Source organism: Salinicola sp. JS01, assembly GCF_030284585.1.
Lineage (GTDB): Bacteria > Pseudomonadota > Gammaproteobacteria > Pseudomonadales > Halomonadaceae > Salinicola.
Genome location: NZ_CP127244.1, coordinates 1817123 through 1832927, shown reverse-complemented (window position 1 = coordinate 1832927; position 15805 = coordinate 1817123). Strand labels below are relative to the sequence as shown.

Annotated in this window: 13 protein-coding genes and 1 pseudogene; 5 read left to right on the top strand and 9 right to left on the bottom strand. The window is 65.6% G+C overall.

Annotation, left to right across the window (positions count from 1 at the left end; all coding sequences use genetic code 11):
• Positions 1-11: 11 nt before the first annotated feature.
• The 5 genes from cls to QO259_RS08220 form a co-directional block, all read right to left on the bottom strand.
• On the bottom strand, positions 12-1433 hold the full coding sequence (cls, locus tag QO259_RS08240; protein ID WP_285952460.1) for a cardiolipin synthase: 1422 nt from the start codon (positions 1431-1433) through the stop codon (positions 12-14).
• Positions 1434-1587: 154 nt separating this feature from the next.
• Complete coding sequence (locus tag QO259_RS08235; protein WP_285952459.1) at positions 1588-3093, bottom strand: fumarate hydratase; 1506 nt, start codon at positions 3091-3093, stop codon at positions 1588-1590.
• 186 nt (positions 3094-3279) lie between these two features.
• On the bottom strand, positions 3280-4113 hold the full coding sequence (gene nei / locus QO259_RS08230; protein ID WP_285952458.1) for an endonuclease VIII: 834 nt from the start codon (positions 4111-4113) through the stop codon (positions 3280-3282).
• Positions 4114-4129: 16 nt separating this feature from the next.
• Complete coding sequence (gene uvrB / locus QO259_RS08225; protein WP_285952457.1) at positions 4130-6160, bottom strand: excinuclease ABC subunit UvrB; 2031 nt, start codon at positions 6158-6160, stop codon at positions 4130-4132.
• A gap of 69 nt (positions 6161-6229) precedes the next feature.
• Positions 6230-6427: a hypothetical protein gene (locus QO259_RS08220; RefSeq protein ID WP_285952456.1), complete on the bottom strand. Its 198-nt coding sequence runs from the start codon at positions 6425-6427 to the stop codon at positions 6230-6232.
• 193 nt (positions 6428-6620) lie between these two features.
• On the opposite strand from QO259_RS08220, the gene ygfZ reads away from it, so the two are divergent.
• Positions 6621-7664: a CAF17-like 4Fe-4S cluster assembly/insertion protein YgfZ gene (gene ygfZ / locus QO259_RS08215; protein WP_285952455.1), complete on the top strand. Its 1044-nt coding sequence runs from the start codon at positions 6621-6623 to the stop codon at positions 7662-7664.
• A gap of 34 nt (positions 7665-7698) precedes the next feature.
• Here ygfZ and QO259_RS08210 read toward each other — a convergent pair.
• The 3 genes and pseudogenes from QO259_RS08210 to QO259_RS08200 form a co-directional block, all read right to left on the bottom strand.
• Positions 7699-8459, bottom strand: a pseudogene (locus QO259_RS08210) (TatD family hydrolase).
• Between the two features lie 2 nt (positions 8460-8461).
• Entirely contained in the window at positions 8462-8944 is a 483-nt protein-coding gene (gene mscL, locus QO259_RS08205; protein ID WP_285952454.1) for a large-conductance mechanosensitive channel protein MscL, read from the bottom strand.
• Positions 8945-9154: 210 nt separating this feature from the next.
• Positions 9155-10744, bottom strand: coding sequence for a peptide chain release factor 3 (locus QO259_RS08200; RefSeq protein WP_207035462.1), 1590 nt, complete (start codon positions 10742-10744; stop codon positions 9155-9157).
• A 259-nt stretch (positions 10745-11003) separates the two neighbouring features.
• Between QO259_RS08200 and QO259_RS08195 the strand changes: the two genes are divergently transcribed.
• The 4 genes from QO259_RS08195 to QO259_RS08180 all read left to right on the top strand — a co-directional run bounded on the left by QO259_RS08195 (position 11004) and on the right by QO259_RS08180 (position 14353).
• Positions 11004-12275 carry an ATP-binding protein gene (locus QO259_RS08195; RefSeq protein ID WP_207035460.1) on the top strand — a complete coding sequence of 424 codons (1272 nt, stop codon included), beginning with the start codon at positions 11004-11006 and terminating at the stop codon, positions 12273-12275.
• A gap of 168 nt (positions 12276-12443) precedes the next feature.
• Entirely contained in the window at positions 12444-12980 is a 537-nt protein-coding gene (locus QO259_RS08190; protein WP_207035458.1) for a response regulator transcription factor, read from the top strand.
• A 52-nt stretch (positions 12981-13032) separates the two neighbouring features.
• On the top strand, positions 13033-13854 hold the full coding sequence (locus QO259_RS08185) for an inositol monophosphatase family protein (RefSeq protein WP_285952453.1): 822 nt from the start codon (positions 13033-13035) through the stop codon (positions 13852-13854).
• 229 nt (positions 13855-14083) lie between these two features.
• Positions 14084-14353 carry a GrxA family glutaredoxin gene (locus QO259_RS08180; protein WP_106420240.1) on the top strand — a complete coding sequence of 90 codons (270 nt, stop codon included), beginning with the start codon at positions 14084-14086 and terminating at the stop codon, positions 14351-14353.
• A gap of 131 nt (positions 14354-14484) precedes the next feature.
• Here the strand turns inward: QO259_RS08180 and QO259_RS08175 are convergent, their stop codons facing one another.
• Positions 14485-15795, bottom strand: coding sequence for an MFS transporter (locus tag QO259_RS08175; protein ID WP_285952452.1), 1311 nt, complete (start codon positions 15793-15795; stop codon positions 14485-14487).
• Positions 15796-15805: the final 10 nt, after the last annotated feature.

Sequence of the window (15805 nt, the reverse complement as noted above, 5' to 3'; positions counted from 1 at the left end):
CGGTAAGGCCTTCACTGGATCGGCGACAGCAGGTAGGTCGCCCGCGACACCACCTTGCGCCATAGCGGTCGCGCTGCCAGCTCGCGCTCGGTCACCTCGCGGCTGTGCGCGAAATCCTGCTCCAGCATGGCCGTCACTTCGGCGGCGAAGGTCTTGTCGGGCACGTAGGCGGTCACCTCGAAGTTGAGCCGGAACGAACGGTTGTCCAGGTTCACGGTACCAACCATCGCGGTGTGATCGTCGACCAACAGCGTCTTCTGATGCAGAAAACCCGGCTGATAGCGGTAGATCTTGACGCCGTTACGGATCATCTCGGGCAGGAAGGCGAACGCCGACAGGAACACCAGCAGATGATCCGGCCGCTCGGGAATCAGCACGCGCACCTCGACACCGCGCAGCGCGGCCAGGATCAGCGCGTCCTGAACACCGTGATCGGGCACGAAATAGGGGCTGGTGACCCACAGCCGATGGCGGGCGCCGTGAATGGCGTGCTGGACCAGCAGGCTCGCGGTCTCGCGACCGTCGGCGGGGCCGGAGGGCACGATCGCCACGTGCTGAGTCGCCTCCGCGACATGATGGATGCGCCAGCCGAGGGCGAGAATATCGCCGGTGGCCCAGTACCAGTCCTCCCAGAACGCCTCCTGCAGCGCCAGCACGCTCGGTCCTTCCAGCTTGAGATGGGTATCGCGCCAGGCACCGTAGCGCTCGACCCGGCCCAGGTACTCGTCGGCGACATTGAGCCCACCGGTCCAGCCAGAGCGACCGTCGACCACCACGATCTTGCGATGATTGCGGAAATTGACCTGGAAGCGGTGGCGCCAGCCCCTCGAAGAGTTGAACGCCGAGACCCGCACCCCGGCCTCCTCCAGGTCACGCAGATAGCCACCGGGCAGGCCGCGGCTGCCGATCTCGTCGTACAGGAAATAGACGTTGAGCCCGTGCTCGGCCTGATGGATCAGCTTGCGCTTGAAGGCAAGACCGATCTCATCGGCGCGGACGATGAAGAATTGCACCAGAATGTATTCTTCGGCCTGGTCGATGCCGGCGAAAAGACTGTCGAAGGTGCGCTCGCCGTCGATCAGCAACTCCACCCGATTGCCGCGGGTCATCGGCATCATCGCCAGCTGCTCCACCGCGCGGATGCGCCCGCTCACCGCCTCCGGGCGCGAGACGTAATCATCCATGTGCGGGCGGTAGCGTTTGAGTACCTGGCGCAGCACGGTATCGCGCTCGCCGCGTGCCGACACATAGCCGTAGAAGCGCGGCCGGCCGAAGATCCAGAAGATGGGCACGCTGAAGTAGGGAAACAGCACCAGCGTGATGATCCAGGCCACCGCACCCTGGGAGGTGCGGCTCGACATAAGCGCGAAGACAGCGGAAATGGTGCCCACTACGTGGCACAGAAACAGCAGCGTGCCGATGATCCATGTCATTGCCGAGACTCCACGCTGCCCTGCGCCATGCACCGACTCCTGTCGAATTGATCGATCCGGCCATCATACCCAAAAAAAACGAGAGAGCCCCAGGGCCCTCTCGTCATCGGGACAGGCGCCATCGCGGCGCCCGCCCGCTCTGCCTCGCGCTCGCTCAGCCCCGCGCGGCAATGATCTCCTTCCACTTGGCCGGGCCGGTCTGATGCACCGAGGTGCCGAGATGATCGACCGCCACGGTGACCGGCATGTCCTCGACTTCGAACTCGTAGATCGCTTCCATACCCAGATCGTCGAACGCGATCACCTCGGCCTTCTTGATCGCCTGGGCGACCAGATAGGCGGCACCGCCGACGGCCATCAGGTAGACCGCCTGATTGTCGCGGATCGCCTCGATCGCCAGCGGGCCACGCTCGGCCTTGCCGACCATGCCCAGTAGCCCGGTCTGCTCGAGCAGGGTGCGGGTGAACTTGTCCATGCGTGTCGCCGTGGTGGGGCCCGCCGGACCGACCACCTCGTCACCTACCGGGTCGACCGGGCCGACGTAGTAGATGAAGCGGTTCTTCAGATCCACCGGCAGCGACTCGCCCTTGGCCAGCATGTCGATCATGCGCTTGTGCGCCGCATCGCGCCCGGTCAACAGCTTACCCGAGAGCAGCACGGTATCGCCCGGCTGCCACTCGCGCACCATCTCCGGGGTCAGCGTATCCAGATCGACCCGGCGCACGCCCTCACCCACTTCCCAGGTGATCTCGGGCCAGTCGTCGAGCTTGGGTGCCGGCAGTGCAGCCGCCCCGCTGCCATCCAGCGTGAAGTGCACGTGACGAGTGGCGGCGCAGTTGGGGATGATCGCCACCGGCTTGTTGGCAGCATGCGTCGGGTAGTCCTTGACCTTGATGTCGAGCACCGTGGTCAAGCCGCCCAGCCCTTGGGCGCCGATGCCGCTCTGATTGACCTTGTCGAACAGCTCCAGACGCAGCTCCTCGGCGCGGTTACTGGCACCACGCGCCTGCAGCGCCTGGATGTCGATGGGGTCGAGCAGTGCCTCCTTGGCCAGCGCCATCGCCTTCTCCGCGGTGCCGCCGATGCCGATGCCGAGCATGCCCGGCGGGCACCAGCCGGCGCCCATCTTGGGCAGTTGCTCGAGCACCCAGTCGACCACGCTGTCGGACGGGTTGAGCATGGCGAACTTCGACTTGGCCTCGCTGCCGCCGCCCTTGGCCGCCACGTGCACCTCGACGCGATCGCCCGGCACCAGCTTGTGGTGGATCACCGCCGGCGTGTTGTCGCCGGTGTTCTTGCGCTTGCCGTCCGGGTCCGCCAGCACCGAGGCGCGCAGGACGTTGTCCGGCAGCGTATAGGCGCGCCGCACGCCTTCGTTGATCATCTCATCCAGGCTCAGCTCGCACTCCCAGCGCACGTTCATGCCGACATGGACGAAAACGGTGACGATGCCGGTGTCCTGGCAGATCGGCCGGTGCCCGGTGGCGCACATGCGTGAGTTGATCAGGATCTGGGCGATGGCATCGCGCGCCGCGGGGTTCTCCTCCCGCTGGTAGGCCGCGTGCATGGCATCGATGAAATCCTTGGGATGGTAGTAAGAGATGTACTGCAGCGCATCGGTCACGCTCTGGATGAGATCCTCCTGACGGATCACGGTCATCACGGCACTCCTGCTATCACGGTGACTGCTCCCACTGTTCGGCGTGGGTAGCGGGTATTCGGGTGGCTGGCATCTTACCGCAATTGATGACAATCGGCAGGTTGGATCGTTTTTTGACAATACAAGATAACGGTATAAATCTGGGTGTTCACAAGTCTTCTCTCGATCAGACAGGCCGAGGGGAGATCAGGCGGCAGGCGAATCGGGCTGGCAGTGCGGGCAGCGGTAGAGTCGCCGGGAGGCGACCATGAGTTTGACGATCTCATTGCCACAGGCGTGGCACGGCAAGCCGGCGCGGTTGAACACTGCATGCCGCCAGCGCGCCCGCTTGAGCCCCTGGCGCTGCAGACGTCGACGCCAGGTCGGCCGGTTGGTCACCCCGGCCTCGTGATACGCCTGGGCGACGGTGCGCAGCATCACCTCGGCGAGACGCCGGCGCTTGCGCGGCGACAGTCGCTCCGCGCTGATCTTGGGCGGCAGCCCGGCATAGAACAGGATTTCCGAACGCAGATAGTTGCCGATACCGGCGTAGAAGCCCTGATCCAGCAGCAGTCCGCCCAGCCCGCGGCGGCGAAACGCTGGCAGCATCAGACGCTCGACGATCTGCTCGGGGCTGACGTCATGGGTGAGCAAATCCGGCCCCAGGCGCGCCAGGAACGGCTGCTGGTCGAGGGTATCGCGGGTCCACAGCGAGATGTCCGAAGCGCTGTAGAGGCTGGCGGCGTGGGTCGGCGTGACCAATCGCGCCCGCAGCACACGCCCCGTGTCCGGCTCGCGCTCGCGCCGGTGCACCTTCCACACGCCATAGAGCTGGTTATGAGAATAGAGCACCTGATCATCGGCGAAGGTGATCAGCAGCGCCTTGCCCCAGCTATCCACTGCCACCACGCGGCTTTCGGCTAGCGCTGGCGCCTGCTGCGCGAGGCTGGCATAGGCGAACCATACCTCGCACAGGGGCGCGTCGATCAGCAGCTTGCCGAGGCGGTCGGCGACGCGCCGAATCTCGGGTCCTTCCGGCATGCGCCCCCCTCGCCTCTCAACCCAGCTCGAGCAGACGCGCCTTGAGCGTCTGCAACTGATCGCGCAGCTTGGCGGCCTGCTCGAACTCCAGGTTCTGCGCCGCCTCGAACATGCGATCCTCGAGCTTGCCGATCTCCTTGGTCAGCTGCGGCGCGCTCATCGCACTCAGTTCGTCGCGGGTATAGCTGCCAGGCGCTTCGGCGACGCGCTGTTCGGCACGCTTGCGGCCACCCTTGCGCCCCGGCGCCTGGGCCCCTTCCATGATATCGGCGACCGACTTGGTCACCGTACGCGGAACGATGCCGTGCTCCTCGTTGTGGGCAATCTGCTTGGCGCGGCGACGCTCGGTCTCGTCGATCGCCCGGCGCATCGAGTCGGTGACCCGGTCACCGTAGAGGATCGCCTTGCCGTTGGCGTTACGTGCGGCGCGGCCGATGGTCTGGATCAGCGAGCGCTCGGCGCGCAGGAAACCCTCCTTGTCGGCATCCAGGATTGCCACCAGCGACACCTCGGGGATATCCAGGCCCTCACGCAGCAGGTTGATCCCCACCAGCACGTCGAACTTGCCCAGGCGCAGATCGCGGATGATCTCGACCCGCTCCACGGTGTCGATGTCCGAGTGGAGATAGCGCACGCGAACATCGTGCTCGTCGAGGTACTCGGTGAGATCCTCGGCCATGCGCTTGGTCAGCGTGGTCACCAGCACCCGCTCCTCGACTTCGAGGCGCAGGCGGATCTCGGAGAGCAGATCGTCGACCTGGGTCGACGCCGGGCGCACCTCGATCTGCGGGTCGACCAGCCCGGTGGGACGTACCACCTGCTCCACCACCTGCCCGGCATGGGACTGCTCGTAGGGGCCGGGCGTAGCCGAGACGAAAACCGTCTGCGGCAGGATGTTCTCCCACTCCTCGAACTGCATCGGACGGTTGTCGAGCGCCGAGGGCAGGCGGAAACCGTACTCCACCAGGGTCTCCTTGCGCGAACGGTCGCCTTTGTACATGCCGCCCACCTGGGGCACGCTGACGTGGGATTCGTCGATGAACAGCAGCGCATCGTCGGGCAGATAGTCGAAGAAGGTCGGCGGCGCCTGCCCCGGCTCTCGACCGGAAAGATAGCGCGAGTAGTTCTCGATACCGTTGCAGTAGCCCAGTTCGAGCATCATCTCGATGTCGTAGAGGGTGCGCTGCTCGAGCCGCTGCGCTTCGACCAGCCGCTCGTGCTTACGCAGATAGTCGAGCCGCTCGGCCAGCTCCTGCTTGATCGCATCCACGGCCGAGAGAATGGTGTCGCGCGGGGTGACGTAGTGGGTCTTGGGGTAGATGGTCATGCGCGGCACCTGGCCGCGCACCTCGCCGGTGAGCGGGTCGAACAGCCGGATCGAGTCGATCTCGTCGTCGAACAGCTCCACCCGCACGCCCTCGTCCTCGGCGTCCGCCGGAAAGATATCGATCACATCGCCGCGCACGCGGTAGGTACCCCGGCGAAAGTCGGCGTCGTTACGCGTGTACTGCAGCTCGGCGAGGCGGCGCAGGAACTGGCGCTGGTCGATCTGCTCGCCGCGGTTGAAGTGCAGCCGCATCTTCATGTACTGCTCGGGATCGCCCAGACCGTAGATCGCCGACACCGAGACCACGATCAGCGCGTCGCGACGCTCGAGCAGCGCCTTGGTCGCCGATAGCCGCATCTGCTCGATATGGTCGTTGATCGAGGCATCCTTCTCGATGAAGGTGTCCGACGACGGCACATAGGCTTCCGGCTGATAGTAGTCGTAGTAGGAGACGAAGTACTCGATGGCGTTGTCGGGGAAGAAGCTCTTGAACTCACCGTAGAGCTGCGCCGCCAAGGTCTTGTTGGGCGCCAGCACGATGGTCGGACGCTGCAGTGTCTCGACTACGTTGGCGACGGTGAAGGTCTTGCCCGACCCGGTGACCCCGAGCAGCGTCTGGTGCGACAGCCCCGCCCCGAGCCCACGTACCAGCCCCTCGATGGCGGCCGGCTGGTCACCCGCGGGGCGGTACTTGGAGTGAATCTTGAAGGGTTTGTTCATGATCGTTAGGTAGGGTCCAGAGCCGTTCGCTTCAAGGGCGGCGCACGCGATGATCGCGCTGATGAGGTCTTAGCGGGCAACGTAGCCCTGTTTCAGCTCGCTGACGGCTTTGATCAGCGCAGCGCGAGTTGCATTGCCTTCGACCTCGGCCCAGTCGCGACCGATATCGACGCTCTCGACGCCGTCGACCATCATCAGCGCCGTGGTGACACGATTGAGATCCTCGGGCGTGGTGACGCCTTCGAGGGCCAGATTGATTCGGGACATGGATGACTCGCTAACCGCAGAATGAATTCGAAACCATCGATGAGAATAGCACTTCAGCGCCTCGCCAGCGTTGCAATGTGCCACCATCGCCGCCATGTTGGGGCCATTGTCGGGCGTTATGAGCGCCCGCCCCGATCGCCTCTGGTGATCGTGATCCGCGACCCCCACTCACCATGACCACCGGAGTAACCCGATGCACGACTGGACGGCGCATCTCGAAGCCCAGGGCGGCCAGCCACGCGACGCGCTGCATTGGCAGTTCCCCGACGACGCACATCGAGCGGATGACGCCCCGGCGCTGGTGCCGCTAACCCATCTGGCGGTACTCGAGTGCCGTGGCGCCGATGCCGCGCGCTTTCTGCAGGGGCAGACCAGCGCCAACGTCGAGCATGCCAATGGCACCCTGGCGCCGCTGACGGTGTTCTGCACTCCCAAGGGGCGGGTACTGGCCAATGCCGAGCTGCTCAAGGTGGCACCCGAGCACTACTGGCTGGTGCTGCACGCCTCGTTGGTCGCGCCGCTCAAGCAGCAGCTCGACAAGTACGCGCCGTTCTACAAGATGAGCCTGGCCGCCCGAGACGATCTCGTGCTGCTGGGCGTGGTCGGCGACACGCCGATTGCCGCCACCTGGCCCTCGAGCGCCTGGCACATGACGCATGACAACGCCAGCGTGGTGGTGCGCCATCCCGGCCCCCAGCCGCGCTGGCTAGTGGCGCTGCCCGCGGATCAGGCCGAGACACGATGGGCGGCGCTGACCGCCGAGCTGGCGCTGAAAGGTACCGACCGCTGGCTGCGCGCCGATATCGCCGCCGGCCTGGCCTGGCTGACCCAGGCACACAGCGACAGCTATCTGCCGCAGATGATCAACTGGGAGGCACTGGGTGGCATCAGTTTCCGCAAGGGCTGCTATACCGGGCAGGAGGTGGTGGCGCGCGCACACTTCCGCGGCCAGGTGAAGCGCCGTCTGGGAGTGGCACGGCTCGCCGGCGACACGCCGCCAGTGCTCGGCAGCGAGATTCGCGATGCCCAGGACAAACGTGTCGGCGAAGTGTGCCAGGCGGAGACCGACCCCAGCGGCGACGGCTGCCAGCTGCTGATCGTGATCAACACTGCGGTAGCGGACGACGAGCCGCTCCAGGTCGAGGGCCGCGAGCTGACACGCGCACCGCTGCCCTACCCCCTCGAACGCCTCGACCCGGAGACTCTGGCCGCCGCCAGCGAGCCCGCCCAGGCGTGACGCCGGTCAGCGCCGCGGATCATGATCTCGCGGGCTAGGCGCAGGCGAACAGGCGACAGGTATTGGCATAGGCCTGGGCGGCGACCTCGGCCTCGGGTCGGCGGCGCAGCGCGGCGACCCGGGTCAACACTTCGGTGAGATTGGCCGGCTCGTTGCGCTGCTCGTGGCGCCCGGCCGGCGGCATGTCGGGGCTGTCGGTCTCGAGCACGAAGGCGTCGTCGGGCAGCGCGGCAATGGCCCGCTGCAGCCGCTGGGCGCGGGCGTGGGTGGCAGCGCCACCCAGGCCCAGATGGTAGCCGAGATCGACGAAACGACTGGCCTGCTGCGCGCTGCCGGCAAAGGCATGGATCAGCCCCCCGCGGGCAGCGCCAGCTGCCGCAGCCGCTTGGCCACCTGGTCGTTGGCGTGCACGCAGTGGATCACCAGCGGTAGCCGGTGCTGCTTGGCCAGCTGCAACTGGGCCTCGAACAGCTGCCACTGGCGTGGCAGCGCCTCTTCGAAGCGGGCATCGATACCGCACTCGCCGATGGCGACCACCGCGCCTCGCTGCGTCAACGCCTCTTCCAGCGCGTCGAGATCCTCGTCGCGGTGGTCATCGATGAAATAGGGGTGCAGCCCCAGCCCCACGATCACATCGTCACGGGCCGCCAGTGCGCTAACCGCCGGCCAACGTGCGCGCGTCGTACCCGGCACCATGAAACGCCTGACGCCGGCCGCGTGCGCTCTTGCAAAAACGGCTTCGCGGTCGGCGTCGAAAGCGGCGAAATCGAGATGGCAGTGGGCGTCGAACAGCATCGTCAGGACGTGGCGCGCTCCTCGCTGGGCAGATCAGCGGTGCAGTGGCCGCAGCGAGTCGCCTTGATCGGGATGGTCATGAAGCAGTAGGGGCACGCCTTGTCGGTGGGTGCCTTGGGGGCCACCGCCTCCTCGCGCTTGAGCCGGTTGATGGTGCGCACCAGCAGAAAGACCGCAAAGGCGACGATGACGAAGCTGATCACGGCGTTGAGGAACAGCCCGTAGTCCAGGGTCACCGCGCCTGCCTGCTGCGCCGCCGCCAGCGACAGATAGGGCCCGGGCGTGGCGCCCTCCTTGAGCACGACGAAGAAGTTGGAGAAATCCACGCCGCCGATCAGCAGCCCCAGCAGCGGGTTCATGACGTTCTTGACCAGGCTCTGCACGATCAGCGTGAAGGCGCCACCGATGATGATGCCCACGGCCATGTCGACGACATTGCCCTTGACCGCGAATTCGCGGAACTCCTTGAGAAACTTGGAAGCCATCGACGTTCCCTTTGACTGAGTCGATTACGCGCTACGAGGCGCACCCGCCGGCCGAGCGCGCCCTTCCCTTGTTGCGTGTCCCACGCCGACAGCATGGCCCAGGCGCCGACGGGCGACAAGCGAGCGGCGTCGCTGATGGCTCAGCGCTGGCCACGCCTGGCCTGCCAGCGGCTCGCGCTGTCGCTTTTCGAGCCATCGGTGCTCGCGCTATCAGTGCTCACGCGTGGCGCGGAAGGTGATATCCGGCCAGCGCTCCTGAGTCATCTGTAGATTGACCCGGGTCGGCGCCAGATAGGTGAGATAGTTGCCGCCGTCGTAGGCCAGGTTGAGGCTCGCCTTGCGCTTGAACTCGTCGAGTTTGCGGGCGTCGTCACAGTAGATCCAGCGCGCGGTATGGACATTGACCGGCTCATAGAGGCAGTCGACCTTGTACTCCTCCTTGAGCCGGTGGGCGACCACGTCGAACTGCAGTGTCCCCACCGCTCCGACGATCAAGTCGTTGTTGTCCAGCGGCAGAAAGACCTGGGTCGCGCCCTCCTCGGAGAGCTGTTGCAGCCCCTTCTGCAGCGCCTTCATCTTGAGCGGGTCCCGCAGCCGCACGCGGCGGAACAGCTCCGGGGCGAAGTGCGGGATACCGAGAAAGCGCATGTCCTCACCGGCGGTGAAGGTATCGCCGATCTGGATCGTGCCGTGGTTGTGCAGGCCGATGATATCGCCCGGCCAGGCCTCCTCGACATGGGCACGATCAGAGGCCATGAAGGTCAGGGCGTCGGCGATCTTGACGTCCTTACCGATGCGCACGTGGCGCATCTTCATGTTGCGTTCGTACTTGCCCGAGCAGATGCGCAGGAAGGCGACCCGGTCGCGGTGCTTGGGGTCCATGTTGGCCTGGATCTTGAACACGAAGCCGGAGAAGCGGCCATCGTCGGAGACCACTTCACGGGCATCGGTCTCGCGCGGCTGGGGCGCCGGGGCGAACTCGACGAAGCCGTTGAGCATCTCGCGCACCCCGAAGTTGCCCATGGCGGTCCCGAAGTAGACCGGCGTCAGCTCGCCGCGGCGATAGGCCTCGAGATCGAATTCGTGCGACGCGCCGCGCACCAGTTCCACCTCCATGCGCAGCTCCTCGGCCACGCTCGCACCCAGCACCCGATCCACCTCTTCGCTGTCGAGGCCTTCGATGCGCTTGTCCTCGGGAATCCGGTTGCCCTGGCCCTGGGTGTAGAGGTGCACGACGTCGTCATAGAGATGATAGACGCCCTTGAACGCCCGGCCCATGCCGATCGGCCAGGTCATCGGTGCACACTGGATATTGAGCACCGTCTCGACCTCGTCCATCACCTCGACCGGATCGCGAGTCTCGCGGTCCATCTTGTTGACGAAGGTCAGGATCGGCGTGGTGCGCAGGCGGCACACCTCCATCAGTTTGATCGTGCGATCCTCGACGCCCTTGGCGCCATCGATCACCATCAGCGCCGAATCCACCGCGGTCAGCGTGCGGTAGGTGTCCTCGGAGAAGTCCTCGTGTCCCGGGGTATCGAGCAGATTGACCACCCGCCCGTTATAGGGAAACTGCATCACCGAGGTGGTCACCGAGATGCCGCGCTCCTGCTCCATCTTCATCCAGTCGGAGGTGGCGTGGCGCTCGGCGCGCTTGCTCTTGACCGAGCCCGCCAGCTGGATCGCGTTGCCGAACAGCAGCATCTTCTCGGTGATAGTGGTCTTGCCCGCGTCGGGGTGGCTGATGATGGCGAAGGTGCGCCGCAGTGCCGCTTCCTGGGCTATTTGAATGTCTGACATGAAGAGTTCGCTGACCGAAACAGGGCACGTCGGCCGGTGGGCCGCGCGTGCGAGAGTGTAGAAAGGGTATCGAGAGGTTCAGAATGGGCGCGATTGTACGCGCTGGCGGCGGCGAGTTGTAGCGGCTGAGGGACAGCCACCCCGGCGCGCCCTGCCGACACTGGCGCTGCGCGCTCACGCCAGCTCGCTGGCTGCGTTACCATAGGCGGTATTCGACCACCGGCGCGGCGACATCGCCGATCGCGATTGCGGAGAGATCATGTTGCAGGCGCTACCCCTTTCGACCCCGAATCGCAATCTGGTGCGCCTGACGATCGTGCGCGGCATCACCTGGACCGGCTTCCTGGCGGCGATCATCTTCGGCATCGAAGTGCTCAAGTTCCAGCTGCATGTGTTGCCGATCATCAGCGTGATCGTCGCCATGGGGCTTTGCAACGTGGCCACCTGGTGGCGTCTGGGGCGCCCGCTGGCAGTGACCGACACCGAGTATCTGCTGCACTGGCTGCTGGATATCGCCGGCCTGAGCCTGTTGTTCTACTACACCGGCGGCTCGACCAACCCTTTCATCACCTATCTGCTGGTACCGCTGGCGATCGCCGCTTCCACCCTGCCCTGGTCCTACGCCTGGATCATCGCCTTCGCCGCCACCGCCAGCTACACCTTCATGATGCTGTTCTACGAGCCGGTCCCGCAGCTCGCCAGCGCCGAGCTGGTCTCGGGCATCCAGCTGCACACCGTGGGCATGTGGCTCAACTTCATCCTCTCCGGCGGCCTGCTCAGCTTCTTCATCTTCAAGATGGCCCACGCCCTGCGCCGGCGTGACCTGACCCTCTCGCGGACCCGCGAGGCGGCGCTGCGCAACGAGCAGATTCTCGCCGTGGCGACCCAGGCCGCCGGCACCGCACACGAGCTGGGCACGCCGCTATCGACCATGGCGGTACTGCTCAACGAAATGCGCCACGACGCCGCCGACCAGCCGCAGCTGCTCGAAGACATCGAGCTGCTGCGCCGCCAGGTCGACACCTGCAAGCAGCGCCTGCAGACCCTGGTCGCCAATGCCGACCGCCGCCGTCTGGAAAAGCCGGAGACACTGCGCGCCATTCCGTGGATGGAGTCGCTGATCCAGCGCTGGCTGGTGCTGCGCCCGGATGTGAACCATCAACTGGAGATCGTCGGCCGCCGCGGTCAGCCGTGGATCGCGGTCGACACCACCCTGGAGCAGGCGCTGATCAACCTGCTCAACAACGCCGCCGATGCCAGCCCGGAAGCGGTGGTGACCAGCCTCGACTGGAACGTCGAGGAGCTGATCATCGATATCCGCGACCACGGCCCCGGTGTGCCGATGTCGATCGCCGACCAGCTCGGCGACACCTTCGTCTCGACCAAGAGCAAGGGCATGGGCATCGGCCTGTTTCTGAGCCACGCCACCATCAACCGCTTCGGCGGCGGCGTGAGTCTCTACAATCACGAGGAGGGCGGCACCCTGACCGAGGTCAAACTGCCGCGGGTCACCGCCGGCGAGCTACCCTGAGCGCGCTTGGGCCAGCGCTATCGCGCCCCTGTGGCGACGCCGCTCCGAGGTTCGACGAGACACCGCGGCAACGGATGAAAGCCTCGACGACCGAGAGCGTCGACGAGCAAGAGCTTCCATTGGCAAGTGCATCAACTGGCAAGAGAAAAGGATCGAGGACGGATAGCCATGAGTGATCAGGAACGTCTGCTGATCGTCGACGACGACGATCAGTTCTGCTTCGTGATGGAGCGCGCCATGCGCCGGCGCGGCTATGAGGTGAGCGTCGCGCATACCCAGGCCGAGGCGCTCGAGGCCGCGCGTCTGGCGCCACCGGATCTGGCCACCCTGGATCTCAAGCTGGAGTCGGACTCCGGGCTCAAGCTGCTGCCGGAGCTGCTGGCGGTGGCCCCCGAGTGCCGGGTCATCGTGCTCACCGGCTACTCGAGCATCGCCACCGCGGTCGAGGCGATCAAGCTCGGCGCGGTCAACTATCTGTGCAAGCCGGCCGATGCCGACGAGATCCTGCACGCTCTGGAGCGCGACAGTGGCGACGTCGACGTCGAGATCGCCGACAACCCGCCCTCGGTCAACCGCGTGACCTGGGAGCATATCCAGAAGGTGCTCCAGGAGCACGACGGCAATATCTCGGCCACCGCGCGGGCGCTCGGCATGCACCGGCGTACGCTTCAACGCAAGCTGCAGAAACGTCCGGTGCGCCACTGAGCGTCGCTCGGATCTCCGCCTTCATTCGCTTTCGACCCCGCAGGAGTTTCACTTGGATCACACCCAGCGTCTGGAACAGATGGTTCGCATTGCCCATCAGGCCGGCGAGCGCATCGAAGAAGCCCGCCGCGCCCAGGACTACGCCCACCGCTACAAGGGCGGCGACGAACTGGTCACCGACGTCGACGTCGCCGTCGACCAACTGATTGCCGACGAGCTGGAGGCCAACTTCTCCGGTGAGGCCCGGCTGACCGAAGAGCTCTCCCCCGACCGCAGCCAGCTCGAGCGCGAAGGGCCGCTGTGGGTCGTCGACCCGATCGACGGCACGGTCAACTTCGCCTATGACCACGTCCATGTGGCGGTCTCCATCGCCTGGGCGGTGGATGGCGAACTCGAGCTGGGCGTGGTCCACGCCCCGTTCATGGGCGAGACCTTCAGCGCGGTACGTGGCCAGGGCGCCTGGTGCAATGGCCAGGCGATCCGCTGCAGCCAGGCCGATAGCCTGGCGCGCAGCCTGGTCGCCACCGGCTTCCCCTACGGCCGCGACAAGCGCGAGCCGCTGGTGCGCCGTCTCAGCCATGTTCTCGGCGCCTGCCGCGATATTCGCCGTAACGGCTCCGCCGCGCTCGATCTGTGCCATGTCGCCTGCGCCCGCCTGGATGCCTACTACGAGAGCGTCTCACCCTGGGATTTCGCCGCCGGGCTGCTGATCGCCCGCGAGGCGGGTGCGCGCACCGGCCACCTCTACGCCTGCCCGGACAACCTGCCTGCCGACCTCTACGGCGAGAACCTGCTGGTGAGCGCGCCGGACATCCACCGCGATCTGGGCGAGCTGCTGCGCCACGCTGACGAGGGTGGCCGCCTCCGGCACTGAGCCAAGTCCCGGGGAGCGTCGTCTTCCCGGGGATTGATCGCCCCGCCGTCGCCAGAATGATATAGCGCCTAGCCGACGGGTCTGAGAGCGGGGCTATAGTTCCGCACAATGGATCGAGTAGGCCGACGCTATTGGCGACCGGGGGTTTAATACGAAAGAATAAGTCCCCACTGACTCTACCAATCCACACCCTGGATTCCGTCTTCCCCTTTTCACAGGAGACCGCTCGATGTTGACCGTCATTTTTGGCCGTCCCGGCTGCCCCTTCTGCGTGCGTGCCAAGGAGCTCTCCGAACAGCTCAAGCAGGCGCGTGACGATTTCGATTTCCGCTATATCGACATCCATGCCGAAGGCATCACCAAGGCGGACATGGAGAAGACCATCGGCAAGCCGGTGGAGACCGTGCCGCAGATCTTCGTCGACCAGACCCATATCGGCGGTTTCACCGAGTTCGATCAGTACGTCCGTGATCACGCCCTGATGCCGGAAAACGCCTGAGTCGCGACGTCCTCGGCAGGCCCGCCTTCAGCGCCGGCTCCGAACGACGACCCGGATACGACGACTCCGATAAGACGACGCCCGCGACCTCCTCGGTCGCGGGCGTTTCCGTGTGGCACCGGGCACCCGGTTCAGGCCGCCTCCCCGTCTGACCCGGCTTCCCAATCGTGACCGTCGAGGTCGAGCTCGTACTGGATCGGCCCGTGGCGCGGATCGAGCTCGTTGATGTAGTGGGTCGACTCCACCAGCGGCACCATCGGCGTGTAGGGCTCCTGCTCCTGTGGCGTCTTGACCGGCTCGCGCCGCCACAGGCGATAGAGAATGAACGCCGCCAGTGACAGGGCCGCAGCGCCGAGGAAGTACCACAGCCCATCGGGCCCCGCGATATCCATCAGCAGCGAGGCGCTGAATGGGCCGATCACCGAGCCCACGCCGTAGCACATCAGGATCTTGCCATTGGCCTGGATCGTCTCCTCCGGCTCCAGCCAGTCGTGGGTGTGGGCCAGGCTCAACGAATAGAGTGTGTGCAGCATGGCGGTGTGGAAACTGGCCACGAACACCAGCAGCCAGAAGCTGGAGCGCGCGGCGAAGGTGATCAGTATCCCGGAGATCGTCATCACGATCGCCATGCACAGAATCACCTTGCGCCGATCGAAGCGGTCCGAGACCCGGCCGAGGGTCCACTGGGCGACCAGCGCCACCAGCGTGGTGATCGACATGAACTGGGCGGTCTGGCCGGTGCTCAAGCCAATCTCCTGACCATAGAAAGGCGTCATGGCGAAAAACGCCTGGACCATCAGCCCGGCGACGAAGGCCCCGGTCAGGCCCACCGGGGCGCGCTTGAACAGCTGGGCCAGCGAAATCTTCGCCGCCGCGCTGTGCTGACCGCGCAGCGGGCCGTGAATACGGTGGATCGAAAGCGGCACCAGTGACAGTGCGAACAGAATGCCGGCGACCGAGAACAGCACGAAGGTGCCAGGGTCGGCGGCATTGAGCATCCACTGACCGCCGGCCAGCGACAGGGTCGAGATCACCAGATACCAGCCGAGCACCCGGCCGCGGTTCTCGTTGGTCGACTCCCCCGAGACCCACGACTCCATCACCATCAGCAGGCCGGCGGTCGCCGCACCGCCGAACAGCCGCCACACCAGCCAGGCCCAGGGGTTGACCCACAGGCCGTGGAGAATCGCGGTCGCCGCGAGCAGCGCCGCGCAGGCGGCGAAGACACGGATATGCCCGACGCTGCGGATGCGCTTCTCGAGCCAGTAGCTACCGGCGACGAAACCCAGCGAGAAGCAGGACATCAACAGCCCCGCCATCTGTGACGGAAACGACTCGAGCGACATACGCACGCCGAGCAGCGTCATGATCAGGCCGTGGCCGAGCAGGAAACTGATCTCGCACAGGAACAGAATGGGCAGTGTCGCAGGCAGTGAGCGCAAGACGTCCTCC

Bases quoted from the DNA above. Each gene is read 5' to 3' on its own strand.
- QO259_RS08190 (WP_207035458.1), top strand. From the start codon at position 12,444: ATGAGTGATCAGGAACGTCTGCTGATCGTCGACGACGACGATCAGTTC.
- uvrB (WP_285952457.1), bottom strand. From the start codon at position 6,160: ATGAACAAACCCTTCAAGATTCACTCCAAGTACCGCCCCGCGGGTGAC.
- ygfZ (WP_285952455.1), top strand. From the start codon at position 6,621: ATGCACGACTGGACGGCGCATCTCGAAGCCCAGGGCGGCCAGCCACGC.
- QO259_RS08235 (WP_285952459.1), bottom strand. From the start codon at position 3,093: ATGACCGTGATCCGTCAGGAGGATCTCATCCAGAGCGTGACCGATGCG.
- cls (WP_285952460.1), bottom strand. From the start codon at position 1,433: ATGACATGGATCATCGGCACGCTGCTGTTTCTGTGCCACGTAGTGGGC.
- QO259_RS08220 (WP_285952456.1), bottom strand. From the start codon at position 6,427: ATGTCCCGAATCAATCTGGCCCTCGAAGGCGTCACCACGCCCGAGGAT.
- QO259_RS08200 (WP_207035462.1), bottom strand. From the start codon at position 10,744: ATGTCAGACATTCAAATAGCCCAGGAAGCGGCACTGCGGCGCACCTTC.
- mscL (WP_285952454.1), bottom strand. From the start codon at position 8,944: ATGGCTTCCAAGTTTCTCAAGGAGTTCCGCGAATTCGCGGTCAAGGGC.
- nei (WP_285952458.1), bottom strand. From the start codon at position 4,113: ATGCCGGAAGGACCCGAGATTCGGCGCGTCGCCGACCGCCTCGGCAAG.
- QO259_RS08195 (WP_207035460.1), top strand. From the start codon at position 11,004: ATGTTGCAGGCGCTACCCCTTTCGACCCCGAATCGCAATCTGGTGCGC.
- QO259_RS08180 (WP_106420240.1), top strand. From the start codon at position 14,084: ATGTTGACCGTCATTTTTGGCCGTCCCGGCTGCCCCTTCTGCGTGCGT.